General features: G+C 69.2%; 8 protein-coding genes. 2 read left to right on the top strand and 6 right to left on the bottom strand.

Annotated elements, in window-relative coordinates:
* Nucleotides 1–98: 98 nt before the first annotated feature.
* From EXE41_RS05510 to EXE41_RS05500, 3 genes are all read right to left on the bottom strand, one after another.
* Nucleotides 99–392, bottom strand: a complete 294-nt coding sequence (locus EXE41_RS05510) for a hypothetical protein (RefSeq protein WP_137690469.1) — start codon at nt 390–392, stop codon at nt 99–101.
* Nucleotides 393–4958 carry an LAGLIDADG family homing endonuclease gene (locus tag EXE41_RS05505; protein WP_137690468.1) on the bottom strand — a complete coding sequence of 1522 codons (4566 nt, stop codon included), beginning with the start codon at nt 4956–4958 and terminating at the stop codon, nt 393–395.
* A gap of 126 nt (nt 4959–5084) precedes the next feature.
* Entirely contained in the window at nt 5085–5447 is a 363-nt protein-coding gene (locus EXE41_RS05500; protein ID WP_049932746.1) for a TRAM domain-containing protein, read from the bottom strand.
* A gap of 203 nt (nt 5448–5650) precedes the next feature.
* Between EXE41_RS05500 and EXE41_RS05495 the strand changes: the two genes are divergently transcribed.
* Together EXE41_RS05495 and EXE41_RS05490 are read left to right on the top strand one after the other, a co-directional pair.
* Nucleotides 5651–7993, top strand: a complete 2343-nt coding sequence (locus EXE41_RS05495) for a DEAD/DEAH box helicase (protein WP_137690467.1) — start codon at nt 5651–5653, stop codon at nt 7991–7993.
* Nucleotides 7994–8172: 179 nt separating this feature from the next.
* The gene (locus EXE41_RS05490; RefSeq protein WP_199240856.1) at nt 8173–8955 is read left to right on the top strand and encodes a topoisomerase DNA-binding C4 zinc finger domain-containing protein; all 783 of its coding nucleotides are present in this window, start codon (nt 8173–8175) and stop codon (nt 8953–8955) included.
* 24 nt (nt 8956–8979) lie between these two features.
* On the opposite strand, the gene EXE41_RS05485 is transcribed toward EXE41_RS05490, so the two are convergent.
* From EXE41_RS05485 to EXE41_RS05475, 3 genes are all read right to left on the bottom strand, one after another.
* Nucleotides 8980–9966, bottom strand: coding sequence for a tyrosine--tRNA ligase (locus tag EXE41_RS05485; protein ID WP_049932743.1), 987 nt, complete (start codon nt 9964–9966; stop codon nt 8980–8982).
* A 120-nt stretch (nt 9967–10086) separates the two neighbouring features.
* The gene (locus EXE41_RS05480) at nt 10087–12135 is read right to left on the bottom strand and encodes a DUF460 domain-containing protein (RefSeq protein ID WP_137690466.1); all 2049 of its coding nucleotides are present in this window, start codon (nt 12133–12135) and stop codon (nt 10087–10089) included.
* Nucleotides 12136–12210: 75 nt separating this feature from the next.
* Complete coding sequence (locus tag EXE41_RS05475; protein ID WP_049932738.1) at nt 12211–13395, bottom strand: CBS domain-containing protein; 1185 nt, start codon at nt 13393–13395, stop codon at nt 12211–12213.
* Nucleotides 13396–13439: the final 44 nt, after the last annotated feature.

The following is a 13439-nucleotide window of genomic DNA, read 5'->3' as shown; positions in this document are numbered from 1 at the left end:
GTGGTCGATTTTGAAATATATCCGTTCCGGACCGGAACGTTTCAGTCGGCGTCAGTGACGCCGGATCGATTCAGCGTCCGCGGGGCCGGGGTCAGTAACTAGAACCGCTCGACGTCGAACGCGGGCTCCTCCCCGCCGTCCGGTGCGTCGTCGACCCCGCTGGCCGCGAGGACGCGCTCGCGCGCGGCCGGTTCAGAGGGCGCGACGACCACGGTGCCGTCGACCGGGTCGTCCCCGACCGCGCGGAACACGTCGCCCTCGCCGTCGAACTCGGTCGCGTACGTCCGGAGCACGGCCGCGACGCGACGCTCGGTGGCCGCGAGGTCGGTGTCGCCGTCCTCGAACTCGCGGAGCGCGTCCTCGACGTTCCGTATCGCGGAGATCCGGTCCATCTACGTCGTCCGGAGGTGGCCCTGCTTGGGCTCGTACACTTCGCCCTTCGTGCGGAGCTTCTCGATCTCTCCCTCCGCCTTTCCTTGGTCCATCCCGATCTCGCCCGCGCGGTCGAGCACCTCCTCGACGGGCGCGCCCTCCTGATACTCCTCTTCGATGTCGGCGATGAGCCCCTTGATGTTCTTGATGCGGTCGCGCTGGCTCTTCGACGTGCCCGTCTCGACCACGTCGGCGTCGAACTGGCCCGTCTCCGGGTCGACGCCGATGTCCTTGAGACAGGACTCGACGATGTCCGTCGCGCGGTCCGCGTCCTCGCGCTCGACGGTGTCTGAGAGCCGTACCCGCGCGCTCGCCTCGGAGAGCCGCACCATCGCCTCCAGCTTCCGGGCGGTGACCGGCACGGGCGCGTCCTCGTCGGCGCCCTTCGAGCGCAGGTCGACGTAGAACTCCTCGATCAGCTCCTTCGCCTCCTCCGTCATCGTCGGGAAGCAGGACCGCTTCGCGTGGGCGATGTACTTGCGGAGGAGTTCGGAGTCGATCTCCGGCGCGACCTCCTCGGTCACCTCCGCCACCTGTTCGGAGGTGAACTCCGAGCTCGCCAGCTCCTCGCGCTGGGTGTTGAGCTCGCCGGCGTAGTTCGTCTTGATGATGTGTTTCGCCAGCCGGGAGTCGTGCTCCGGGTCCGGGCTGTCCGTCACGGTGAAGATGAGGTCGAACCGCGAGATCAGCGCCGGCTCCAAGTCGATCTGCTCGCCGATCGGCTCGTACTGGTCGAACCGGCCGTACTTGGGGTTCGCGGCGCCGAGCAGGGAACACCGCGCCTTCAGCGTCGCGTTGATCCCCGCCTTCGAGACGGAGATCTTCTGCTGTTCGAGCCCCTCGTGCATCGCGGAGCGGTCCGAGGAGTTGTGGACGACGAGCCCGTTCGCGACGAAGTTGTGCGTCTCCTCGACGGTCAGGTCGTACACCCGGGGTCGCTCGCCGTCCTCGATCCGCGCCAGTATCGACCGCAGTTCCGCCTTCACGGCGTTTACCTCCTCCACGACCGCCTCACGCACGTCGTCGAGCCGGTCGGTCTCGACGGCGCCGGACAGCCAGCGGGAGACGGTCGCCTGCGTCACGTCGAGCCTCGACGCCACGTCCGACTGACCGACGCCGTACGCGTCCAGCGCCGCCGACAGCTCCGATCGCGTCTCGCCGACCGGACCGCGGTCGAGCAGGTCGCGAGCGCGCTCTTCGGCCGTCTCGACCGGTCCCTCGATGACGTCTGCGAGCCGCTGTCGGAGCACCTCGCCGCGGTGTTCGGTCGACTCCGGCGGGACGGTTTCGACCGACTCGACCCGACGCCACTTCACGTCGCCGCGGACGAACTCGCGGAGGTCGTCGAGGTCGGTCTCCCCGACTCCGGTGAGAATCTCTCGGAGCCGCTCGGTCACCGTCCGGCGGACCTCGTCGCGTTCGCCCCATTCGCGGGAAATCTGCTGTTGGGACAGCGCCGTCCCTTCGGCAAGCTCGGACTGCGAGACGTGGTATCGGTGCCGAAGCTCCGAGAGCGTCTCCCACGCCGCCGTCGCGTCGAGCGCGTCCACGTCTTCGGTCGCGCGTTCACGCCGATCCTCGAACGCCGAGAGTATCCGGTCGGCGCGGTGGAGCGAGACGTTCGCAGTCCCGCTCTCGAAGTCGTGGTATGTGACCGCGTCGAGCCCGCACTCGCGCTGGTGAAGCCGGAGCGACTCGCGAGACCGCGCGAGCGCGTCGCCGACGTCCGGGACCACGTCGAGAATCGTTCGGCCGCCGTCGGCCGAATCGACGACGCGGTCGAGGGCTTCGGCCTTCCGGGTGGCCGTGAATCCGACGAAGCGCCGGAACGCCGCGAGCGAATCCGCGTCGGTCACCGTGAGGTAGTACACGTCGCGACCGCCGTCTCGCTCGCGGTACTGGAGCTGGCTCGACACGCCGAACCCTAAGAGGAGGTTCCGCGTGCCGCGGAGCAGGTCCCGACTCGCCGACGCTATCCGAACGTTTCCGGCCGATTCGTCGACGTGGCCTTCGCTGTCGGCGAGCGCCCGGACGAACGCGGCCTTCGCCGCGCGGCTTCCGGTCGAAACGGGAGTCGGGAAGCACTTCTCGTCGTACCGGCCGAGGTTCATCCCCGGGTTGAGGACGGCGTCGGCGTGTTCCTTCCCGGTGACGCGGACCGTCTCGACGCCGCCGTCGCGCCGTTCGCTCGGCGGGCGGACCGGCTCCGCGTCGAACGCCTCGCGCGCCGCGCGTTCAAAGTCGTCTAAGAGGTCGTCGTCCGTGTTGGTGAACCGAATGCCGTAGACGCCCTCGTCGCGGTCGTAGTAGACGTTCCCGTCGCCGGAGAGGTATCCGAGGACGCTCGCCATCGCGGCGTCGACGCTCTCCCCGTCGCCGGGCTCGGCCGCTGGCCCATTTCCACCGCTCGCAGCCACCGCTCCGCCGTCCGCCGCCTTCGTCGGAATCTCGCGAGGGACGTACACCCAGTCGCCCCCGTCGAGGGCGGCCGCCTCGCGCTCGACACGCTCCCCGTCGTCGAGGACGAAGAACGGGTGGTCGGCGGTCGCAGTCAGCGACTCGCCGGTCTCCGTCGTCACTCGGGTCAGCTCCGACGGCGCGTCGTACTCGTGGACCGCGGAGACGGACCGTTCGACGAGGTTCCCGTCCTCGTCCATCGACCAGACGTCGAGGTCGACGTCGCGGATATGGCGTCCGTTCGAGAGTTCCTCGACATCTCCGTCTTCGGCGGCCTCCCGCGCCAGTTCGTCGATGCGCTCGACGCGGCCGTCCGCGAGCGAGACCAGCGCGTCGCCCGTGACGCAGTCCATTTTGTCGAGCTCGTCAACTGCCGCAATTCCCTTGTCCGCGAGGACGAGAGCGCCGGCTTCGAGCGACCACTGCTGGCCGTCGCCGAAGTCGTCTCTCACGGCTGCAGCTGTAAGGCCGGCCGCCGACGATCCCTTCCCAGAGGTGTAGACGGACCGCGGTGCGATGTTCTCGACGTACGAAATCATCTGGGAGTTGTGAGAGACGACCCCGTTCGAGACGTAGTTGTGCGTTCTCTCCACTTCGAGATCGTAGACCCAGTCTTCATCGGATTCGACCCGTTCGATGGACTCGATCGAGTCCCATCGGACTTCCTCTACGACCGAGGTGTTCTGACTACCAGACACGGCGATACCGCCATCTGTGGCAGCGCGCGATGCGACGGCCACACGGTCACCGACGTCGAGTTCATCCGCACGCCGCGGAACGTGTCCGGCACCAGTCTGAACGAACAGCGGATGCGACGGCGTCACCTCCAGTTCCATGCCGGAGGCAGTCTCGACACGATACATCGTCTCGGGAGCCTCCCGCTTCCAGACTTTCGTCGCTCGCGCGGATCCGATCGTTCCGTCCGACTGTAGCGAGGGTATTTCGAAATCGACCTCGTCGAAGACGCCGTCGTCGATCGGTTTCGGATCATCGAGATTGTCCTCGACGAGATCGCCTATCGGAACTTCTCGTCCATCAGCAAGTGTCACATTGGTATCAAATTTAAGACACTTACCCGTTCCGGGGTCACCGATCAGGAGCATGTGGAGGTCGCCGCGGATCCGCGACCCGTCGGGGAGGTGCTTGGTGACTCCGGAGAACAACTGGAGGATCATCGCGAGCTTCTCCTCTTCATACCCGTAGATGGCGGGCGCGATCGAACCCACCATCGCCTCGTAGATGTCGTCGCGCTCGGAGAGCTCGATGATGTCGCGTTTGTCCGCCTCGGTGATGTCCATGTCCTCGAACTCCTCGTCCTCGATGGCGATAGAGACGCCGTCCATGTACAGGTCGAAGATGGCGGACTTCTCGTTGCCCTGTTCGACCTGCTCGATGTGGAGGATACCGACGCAGGTAACGTGGTCGCCGGGGCTCACTTTCCCGGTGATGTCGTCGACGATGTCGACGTCCAGCGACTGGGGCGTCTCGCCGCCGCGGAGCCCCTCGGGCGACTCTTGGATACGGAGCTTCTGTGAGTCGACGAACTCGGACTGATCGAAGTTGACGCGGAACGGGCCCTGTCGCTCGCAGCCCTGGCACTCGTGGGGCTCTTGGAAGCCACCGTCGGACTGCGGGATGTACGTCATCGTGCCGCAGCGCTGGCACTCGAAGGCGGCCTCCGTCACCTTCGGGCGTACGTCGGTGGCCTTACGAACGATCCCTTGAATCGAGACGAGCTTCCCGATATGGTCGTCGTGGACGCGGATACCGCGGATGTCGACGCTATCGGGGAGGTCCTCGATGCGGACATGCGCGCGGCCGAGGCTGACGTCGGCGGGGAGGTCATAGAGCCGTAGCGCCTCCTCGGCGTACTCGCGCATCTGTTCCGGCTTGTTCAGGAAGTCCTCGGCGAGGTCGCGGTCGAACTGAAAGAGGTCGTCGTAGGAGACGTACAGCGAGCGCTGCTCGTTGGGGTACCGTTGGGCGAGCTGTCCGATCTCCTCCCGGTAGTAGTTGCGATAGAACTGAATGAACCGCTCCGTGAGGTCCTGGGTGCCGGCCTGAGCCATTGCGACACCTCTTCGTCACCATCACGTATCAACCTCCGGTTCGGGGCGGACGTGGTCGCCTCGGGCGCGGCGTCCGGCGTCGTCGCGCCGGCCGACTCGGCGGCGACCGCGCCCCAACCGACCGAACTACGCCCGCCCGACGAAGGTCGCGTCGGCTGAGGTGCGCCCCTCGTTGAACGAGAGGACCTTCGCGCGGATCACGTCGCCGGGTTCGAGCCCGCTCGGGATGTCCTCGGTGAAGAGGACGAATCCCTCCACCTTGCCGACGGCGACCTCGTTCCCCGAGTGGTGGTCGGTGAGTTCGGTGACGCCGAACTCGTACGTCTCGCCGATCTCGACCGGCGGTTCGCGTTCCTGGGCCGCCTCGTGAGCGCGTTTCGACTCGCGCGCCTCCGTCGACGGGCCGCGGAGCCGACGGGCGACCGCGAACAGCGCGAACAGCGCGACCGCGACGCCCGCACCGACGACGAGCGGCGACGAGGGGATCATACCCGTGCGGTCGACCGCGGTCGCCTAAACGGTGTGGGTCCGCGGCGACGCTTCGGCGCTCGGCGACCTCGACATCTCGCCGCTCGCGCGGCCCGAGTCCCGCCGCGCCCGCATGAGAAACGCCTTTGCCCTCGAAGCCCCCCTCTCGATCCGATGCGACACAGCCGCGGTTCCCGACGACTCGCGCACGGGTGTGGTGTGCCGTGAAGGTCGCGGACGCGGTGCCGGAGTTCGCGGAGGCCTTCGGGTTCGACGAGTTCAACCGGATGCAGCGGGAGGCGCTGCCGGGCATCTTGGAGACCGACCACAACGTGGTCGCGTCGGCGCCGACCGCCTCCGGGAAGACGGCGCTCGCGGAGCTCGCCATCTGTAAGACGCTCGCCGCGGGCGGGACCGCGCTCTTCGTCGCGCCGCTGCGGGCGCTCACGAACGAGAAGGAGAGCGAGTGGGAGCGCTTCGAGGATCTCGGCTACTCCGTGTACGTCGTCTCCGGCGAGCGCGACTTGAACCCCCGCCGCGCCGAGCGCGCGGACGTGCTGGTGACGACGCCGGAGAAGGCCGACAGCGCGACGCGGAAACACGACTCGGCGCGGTACTCCTTTATCACCGACGTGGACTGCGTCGTCATCGACGAGGTCCACCTGCTCGACTCCGAGAAGCGCGGCGCGGTGCTCGAAGTCACCGTCTCGCGGCTCCGCCGGCTCCAAGACCCCCGCGTGGTCGCGCTCTCGGCGACGATGCCGAACATCGGCGACGTGGCGGAGTGGCTCGACGCGCCCGCGGAGACGACGTACGCTTTCGGCGACGAGTACCGTCCCGTCGACCTCGAGACCGGCGTGAAGACGTACTCGCACGGCTCGAACGCGTTCGCGGACAAGTACCGCCGGCTCTACCGCGCGCTCGACCTCGCCGAGCCGCACGTCCGCGAGGACGGACAGACGCTCGTGTTCGTCTCCTCGCGGCAGGACACCGTCCAAGCCGCGAAAAAGGCGCGCGACGAGATCACCGAACGCGACATCCCGATCGACTCGCGCGACGACTACGACTTCCACAACGAGGCGAAAGAGCTCACCAACGACACGCTCCGCCAGTCGGTCACCGACGGCGTCGGGTTCCACCACGCCGGCCTCGGGAAGGACGACCGCGACCGCGTCGAGGAGTGGTTCAAACAGGGGAAGATCAAGTTCCTCTTCTCGACGTCGACGCTCGCGTGGGGCGTGAACCTCCCCGCTCGCTGCGTCGTCATCCGTGACACGAAGTACCACGACCCGCTGGAGGGGGAGACGGACATCTCGCCGCTGGACGTGCTCCAGATGCTCGGGCGCGCCGGTCGGCCGGAGTACGACGACGTGGGGTACGGCTGGGTGGTCTGCGACCGCGCCGACGCGGACAAGTACCGGAAACTGCTGCGCGAGGGGAAGGCGATCGAGTCGCGGCTCGCCGCCGACCTCGAGTCGCACCTCAACGCCGAGATCGCGATGGGGACGATCCGGGGGCTCGAAGACGTGATGGCGTGGTTGGAGACGACGTTCTACTACGTCCGCGCGCAGTCGAAGCCCGACCAGTACGACTTCTCGACGCTCCGCGACCGGGTGCGGAACACCCTCGAATCGCTCGTCGACGACGGCTTCGTCGCGGCCGACGACGACCTCGCGATCGAGCCGACCGCCCTCGGTCGGCTGGCCTCGAAGTACTACCTCCGGCTCGACACCGCCCGCCGGTTCCGGCGCCTCGCCGACCGCGAGACGCTGACTGCCGACGCCGTGTTAGAGACCGTCGCGTCGGCGGGCGAGTTCGACTCCGTCTCCGCGCGCTCGGCCGAGGCCGACGCGGTCGACCGCATCCTCGACGGCCGCGACACCGATCTGGAGGACGGTCACCGCAAGGTGTTCGCCATCCTGCTGGCGGGGATGGCCGACTCGATCCCCTCCGACCTCCGCTCCGACGCGTGGGTGATCCGGCAGAACGCGCTCCGCCTGCTCGCCGCGCTCGCGGAGTTCCTCGACCGGTTCGCGGGCCCGCGCGCCGCCAACCTCGCCCGTCGCGTGGAGGCGCGCGTCGAACACGGCGTCTCCCGCGAGGCGGTCGCGCTCACGGCGATCGAGGGGGTCGGCTCCGGCCGCGCGGAGCGCCTCGCGGACGCCGGGCTCACCTCGCCGGCCGACGTCGTCGACGCCGGTCCGGCGGAACTGGCGAACGCCGGGATGAGCGACTCCGTGGCGGAGCGGATCGTCGACGCCGCCCGCGACTGCCCCCGGATCGACGTCGACTGGGGTGAGTTCCCCGACGGCATCGCGGTCGGCGAGAACGAGATGTGCGAGGTCGCCGTCACGGCCGTCTCGGGGAGCGCCCGCGCGGGGATCCGCGTCACCGTCAACGACGTGGAGATGACCGCGACGACGACGTACCTCGACGGGGAGACGACGGTCCCGGTCGGCGTGTTCGGCCCGCCGGACGCCGACGAACTGGAGTTCGTCGTCGAGGTCGTCTTCCCGGACCTCCCGCTGTTGCCCGTCACGGCGACGCGGACGGTTCGGGTGGCGTAGGCGCGCCGGCGTCCGAATCCGATCTTGCGATCCGTCGGTATCCGCTTATCAACGAGCGGCCGGGACGTTCGAGCGATCTGCCGTCTCGTCGCGTCACCCGTTCTCACCGCCACCCGCCCGGTATCTCTCTTAAACTCCCGCAACGACCGCTTAACACCCATTCCGCGGCCACCCGTCCTATGCCGGAACGACTCCGCGTGCTCGCAGGCGACTGTCAGGTGACCGACCGCGGCGACCGCACCCGAACCTATCGGGGCCGCGTCGTGGTACTGATCAAACCCGACGACACGACGCTCGTCCACGACGCTGACGGCTACCAGCCCGTCGCGTGGCTCACCCGCCCCGAGAGCGTCGTCGTCGAGGGTGATGGCGACGGGTTCACTGTCACCGCTCGCGACGGATCGCGGCGGCTCCGCGTCGTCGCCGAGGAGGCGACAGCCAGCCGGGCGCTCCCCGTCACGGAGGCGGGCGTCCCGGTCGGCACCTGCCCCGACGACGGCGGCCCGCTCGTGCGGTCGCGCGGCGACGTGGCGTGTCTCGACTGCGAGGCGCGCTGGGGGCTCCCGGCGGGCGCGAGCGTCACGGACGGGACCTGCGACGACTGCGGGCTCCCGAAGATCCGCGTCGAGCGCGGCGAGCCGTTCCACCTCTGTCTCGACCCCGCGTGCGACCCGATGGAGGCGGCCGTCAGCGACCGGTTCGACGGCGCTTGGGAGTGCCCGGACTGCGAGGGGGACCTCCGGGTCCGCTCCGCGCCGGGTCGCGTCTACCTCGGCTGCGAGCGCTATCCCGACTGCGACACCACCTTCTCGTTCCCCGCGGGCGTCGCCGTCGACGAGTGCGACTGCGGGCTCCCTGTCTTCGAGACGGCGGCCGGACTGGGTTGTCTTGACGGGACCTGCGAGGTCGACGGCCGCGCGACGGGCGAAAAGCCGGAGCTCACGGGGAAAAGAGACGGCTAACAGCGCTCCGCCCGGCGGGGTGGCTTACTCGGCGAGCTGCTGGCGGCCCGGCGCGATGAGGCGGTCGAGGTACTCGGCGAGCGCGCCCTTCGCGTCCGCGGGGTGGAGTTCGCCCGACTCCAAGTCGGCTTCGAGGGCGTCGTAGGCGTCGTACTCCAGGTCTCCGCCGTACTCCTCCGGGCGCTCGACGGTGACCGCGTCGAACCGCGGGAAGACGTGGTACTCGAACACCTGGAGGACGGGGTTCTCGCGCTCCGCGCCGTCGTCGGTCGGCTCCGGATCTGCCGTCGGCGGGCAGTAGGCGTCGTTCACCTTCGACTCGATGTCCTCGCGGGAGTCCTCCATCGAGATGGTGACGCCCTCGCTGGAGGACATCTTGCCGCGGCCGGTCGCGAGGTCGGCGATCAGCGGCGTGTGGAGGCTCGTTGGCGGCTCGCGGTCGATGCTCGGCAGCACGTCGCGCGCGAGCATGTGGACCTTCCGCTGCTCCATCCCGCCGACCGCGACGTCGACGCCGAGGTACGGGATGTCGAGCGCCTGCATCAGCGGGTAGACGGCCTGCGACACCTTCACCGAGTCGCCCGAGCTGATCTCGGCCATCGCCCGCTCGGCCCGCGCGAGGGTGGTCTCGAGCTCCAGGGCGTGGAGGTCGAGCGTGTAGTCGTCGTCGAGCTGGAAGTCCGAGCCGAGCACGAACTGCGTGTTCGACTCGTCGAGCCCGTAGGCGATGAACTGGTCGCGCATCCGCTCGGCGGTGTGGCGGATCTCCTCGAACGACCCCTTGTCGTTGAGGTAGGCGTGTACGTCCGCGAGGAGGACCGTGACCTCGAAGCCCGCCTCCTGGAGGTCGATGAGCTTGTTCGCGGTGAGCATGTGACCGATGTGGAGCACGCCCGAGGGCTCGTAGCCGACGTACGCCCGCTTTCCTTCGGGGTCGTCGGCCAGCGCCTCGATCTCCGACTCGGTGACCACCTCGGCCGCGTTCCGGGTGATCAGCTCGTGAGCGTCCATACCTCCGAGTGTGCGTTCCCGGACATATGACTTCTGGATGCGTGCCGACGACTCACGCGGAGCGCCGCCAGCGCGCCCGTCGGCCGCTTTGACTCGCCTTCCGGTCGTCCCCGGGTGCGCTCACTCCTCCGTCTCGGGCAGCGTCCGCCCCGCCCGGTGTTCGGAGATGATCCGGTCGATCCGCTCGGCCTTCTCGTCGCGCCGGCGCTGCTCGGCGCGCTCCTCCCAGTCCTCGACGGCGGCCGCGAGGTCCTCCTCGCTCGCGACCGCCAGCTCGTCCACCTCGCGGACCGGCACGGCGTCGGCCGGCACCACGGGGACGGCGCGCTCGAACAACACCTCGTCGGCGACGTCCGAGAGGTTCCCCTCGCCGCGGATCACGGCCCGCGGCTCCGCCTCCGCGAGCCGCTCCGCGGTCCGCCGGCCAGCGCCCGACGCGTCCCGGAGGTAGACCACGTCGCCGGCGACGAGCCCGTAGGCGTCGTCCGCGGCGTCGAGCGCGTCGAGCGTGAACTGCTCGACCACCTTCACGCTCACCAGCCCCCGCCCCTCGGCCACGTCGCCGAAGTTCGAGTGGTCGAGCCGCCACAGCTCCTTCAGCGTCTCCACCTTGCGTTCGAGGTCGGCGACGCGCTCTTGTGCCTCGTCGCGCTCGCGCTCCAGCCGGTCCGTCTCGCGTTCGAGCCGCGAGACCGCGCGCCGCGAGCGCGCCTCGATGCGCTCCTCGCGTTTCGCCTCCTCCAGCTCGCCCTCCAGCTCAGCGATCCGGTCGTCGCGCTCCTCTAAGTCCTCCTCCAGCGACTCGGCGTGCGACTCCAGCCGGTCGACGCGCTCGCGAAGCCGGCGGATCGTCTCCTCCTCCTCGGTGCGGTCGGGCTCGGTGGGGTCCGCCTCGTCCGCGTCGTCCTCGTCTCCGTCCCCGCCGTCGTCCTCGCTCAGGTCCTCGATGACGGCCTCGACGGACGAGCCGCCCGCGACGACGCCGGCGATCACCGCCCCGCGGTCGAGCCGCGGGGGCGTCTTCGCCGCGATCCGCTCGAACTGGTCCTCGTGGTCGTCGTAGGCGTACAGCGCGGCCGCCAGCGCGTCGCGCTCGTGGTCGTTCGCGTAGCTCGCCTCGCGGGTGCGGTGGAGCTTCTCGTCGACCGGGAGGTCGGTCGTCGGCCGCCACCCGGCGGCGTCGAACGAGCGCCGGAACTTCTCGACCGTCTCCGGCATCGGCTCCACGTCGGCGGCGACGATGATCGGTCGCCCCTGCTCGACGATCCACTCGGTCACCTCGGCGGTGTCGCCGGTGCGGGAGGAGTACAGCGCGTGGACCGTGCCGTCGAGGCCGACGACCGCGGCTGCGGTGGTCGTCCCGGGGTCGATCCCGACGATGACGCGGTCGCGCCGCTTCACCAGCGGCTCGTACTCGATCCCGTCGCGGCGTTCCCGCTCGACCTCGACGCGCACGTCGCCCGCCCGCGAGTTCGACACCGGGATATCCTCGGGGCGGGCCTCGACGGTGAACGTCGCGTTCGCGTAGCCGCCGTACTTCTCGGTCACGTCCCGCTCGAAGTCGAGGTTCGCATCCTTCAGCTTCGACTGGACCTGGCGCGTCCGCTTGCGGACGTTACCGTGGATCCGCCGCGTGTAGCGGTCCTGACTCCACCCGCCATTTCCGGTCGAGCGCCCGCGGGACACCTTGACGGTCGTCTCGTCGGTGAACGCGGTCACCTCGTGGCCGACGTTCGCGGCGGCGAGCCGCGCCGACGCCTCCGCCTCCTTCATCGGCTTCTTGCCGTAGGGGATGCCGTGCCGGGAGGCGACCCGCGAGAGCGGCTCCGGCCGTTCCGCGCCGGTCACCTGGACGAGGCGGGTCCCGTCTGGCAGCGACCGGAGGAAGTTGACGAGCTCCCCCTTGTCCGCCGCCAGCTCGTAGGCGTTGTCGGTGGCGACGTAGAGGGGCTCGCGGTCGTCGATCAGCCGCCAGAGCTTCCGGAACGAGACCACGTCGCGGGTGATCCGGGCCATCGGACCGTCGGCGTCGGGGGCGTCCTGGTCGTCCTCGTCGACGGGGTCCAGGATGACCAGCGCGTAGGAGGGGCTGTCGCCGCGGACGTCGCCGCTGTGGACGTCGACGCCGAACACCGGCCGGTCGCGGGCGCGGATGGTCCGGGTTGTCACATCCCGAGTAGGTCGTTGCCGCGTATATACCCCACGCCGGGGGCGGTCGCGGACCGCCACCGCGGGAGCGAGCGGTCAGAGGATTCGGGGCTCTTCGCCGGCCTGCTGTCGCCGGCCGCTGATGACGCCCGGCGTCCCGCCCGTCTGGATGATGTTGAACGCGGTCATCAGGTCCGACCGCGAGATGAGGCCGACGAGTTCGCCGTCGGCGTCGACTACGGGGAGGCGGCCGACGCCGTGTTCCTGCATGGTCTGGAGGGCGGTCAGGGCGTCGGCGTCCGGGTCGACGGCGACGAGGTCGGTCACCATCACGTCGTCGACGCGGTAGGCGTCGCGCTCGACTTCGCGGACCGACCGGGCGTCTTCGAGGGTGACCATCCCGACGAGCTCGTCGCCGTCGAGGACGGGGTAGCCAGTGTGGCGCTCCTCGAACATCCGGCTCATCAGGTCGCCGACCGAGGTGTCCTCCGTCACCGTGTGGAGCCCCTCGCGGGGCGTCATCACGTCGCCGACGGTCACGTCCTCGAAGGCGGCCTTCAGGGTCGTCTGCTGGGCCTCGCCCGAGGCGGCGATGTAGACGAAGAAGGCGAGCACGATGAGCAGCAGCTGGAAGGTGAACAGGCCGAAGATCCCCATCAGGAACGCGAACACCTTCCCCACGGAGGCGGCCCGCTGGGTCGCCTGCGCGTGCGGCTGGTTCCGCGCGAGCAGCGCCCGGAGGACCCGCCCGCCGTCCATCGGGAACGCGGGCAGCATGTTGAACACGGCGAGGACGATGTTCAGGAGCGCGAGGTAGCCGAAGACGAAGAGGACGGCGTTCGAGCCGACGGGCGCGACGAGGACGACCCCGTAGCAGGCGATCCCCACCGCGACGCTGACGAGCGGGCCGGCGATCGCGATCCAGAACTCGTGTCTCCAGTCTTCGGGGAACTCGGCGAAGCTGGCGAGGCCGCCGAGCAGCCACAGCGTGATCGACTCGATCTCGTAGCCGTATCGCATGGCGACCAGCGAGTGGCCGAACTCGTGGAGCAGCACCCCGACGAACAGCCCAATCACGGCCGACAGCCCGAGTACCCACGGCGTGGTGCCGCTCGCGACCGCGGTCGCGTCGATCCCGAGACCGGCCGTCTCGTTCATCACCTCCGCGATCATCCCGACCTGCGACCCGATCAGGTACGCGAACAGCGGTAAGACGATCAGAAACGTCCAGTTGAGCCGGATCGGAATTCCGAACGCGCTCCCGATCTTGATTCCACGCATGCCATCGCGTTCGGCCGGTGTGCGGTTAAGTCACAGGGGTCGGT

It is taken from the genome of Halorubrum sp. SD690R (genome assembly GCF_005435035.1).
GTDB lineage: Archaea > Halobacteriota > Halobacteria > Halobacteriales > Haloferacaceae > Halorubrum > Halorubrum ezzemoulense.
Note: the sequence above shows the minus strand (reverse complement) of the source record. Positions and strands in the feature narration are given on the sequence as shown.

Bases quoted from the DNA above. Each gene is read 5' to 3' on its own strand.
- EXE41_RS05500 (WP_049932746.1), bottom strand. From the start codon at position 5,447: ATGATCCCCTCGTCGCCGCTCGTCGTCGGTGCGGGCGTCGCGGTCGCG.
- EXE41_RS05485 (WP_049932743.1), bottom strand. From the start codon at position 9,966: ATGGACGCTCACGAGCTGATCACCCGGAACGCGGCCGAGGTGGTCACC.
- EXE41_RS05490 (WP_199240856.1), top strand. From the start codon at position 8,173: ATGCCGGAACGACTCCGCGTGCTCGCAGGCGACTGTCAGGTGACCGAC.
- EXE41_RS05505 (WP_137690468.1), bottom strand. From the start codon at position 4,958: ATGGCTCAGGCCGGCACCCAGGACCTCACGGAGCGGTTCATTCAGTTC.
- EXE41_RS05475 (WP_049932738.1), bottom strand. From the start codon at position 13,395: ATGCGTGGAATCAAGATCGGGAGCGCGTTCGGAATTCCGATCCGGCTC.
- EXE41_RS05510 (WP_137690469.1), bottom strand. From the start codon at position 392: ATGGACCGGATCTCCGCGATACGGAACGTCGAGGACGCGCTCCGCGAG.